Genomic DNA, 545 nt, shown 5'->3' with positions numbered 1-545 from the left:
TCTCAAAAGAGATGGCGGACGTACTTTGTGAAGAATGAACCTTAGACAGCTTAGTCTGTTCGTTTACTATCTCGGTCATGGCTCTTGTGAAGTTTTTCAGTAGCTATTATTAACAAGCTAAATTTCAGGCATAAAAAAACCGACTCTCGTCGGTGTTTATCTCATATTTTACCACTTTAGTGAGGTTATTTGAGTAAAGCATCATCTCAAAAGAGATGGCGGACGAACTTTGTGAAGAATGAACCTTCGACAGCTTAGTCTGTTCGTTTACTATCTCGGCCATGGCTCTTGTGAAGTTTTTCAGTAACTATTATTAAAAAGCTAAATTTCAGGCATAAAAAAACCGACTCTCGTCGGTGTTTATCTCATATTTTACCACTTTAGTGAGGCAATTTGAGTGAAGCAATCATCTCAAAAGAGATGGCGGACGCGGGAGGATTCGAACCTCCGACCGCCTGGTTCGTAGCCAGGTACTCTATCCAGCTGAGCTACGCGTCCGGAATATCATGTTTTAGCACTTGAAACAGTGCCTCTATATTTAACCA

General features: G+C 40.9%; 1 tRNA gene. It reads right to left on the bottom strand.

Features of this window, described 5'->3' with window-relative positions:
* Positions 1-421 precede the first annotated feature (421 nt).
* A tRNA-Arg gene (locus N483_RS00450) sits at positions 422-498 on the bottom strand.
* Between the last annotated feature and the right edge of the window lie 47 nt (positions 499-545).

Source organism: Pseudoalteromonas luteoviolacea NCIMB 1944 (assembly GCF_001625565.1).
Classification (GTDB): Bacteria; Pseudomonadota; Gammaproteobacteria; order Enterobacterales; family Alteromonadaceae; genus Pseudoalteromonas; species Pseudoalteromonas luteoviolacea_F.
This window is presented reverse-complemented; position numbering and strand designations above follow the sequence as displayed.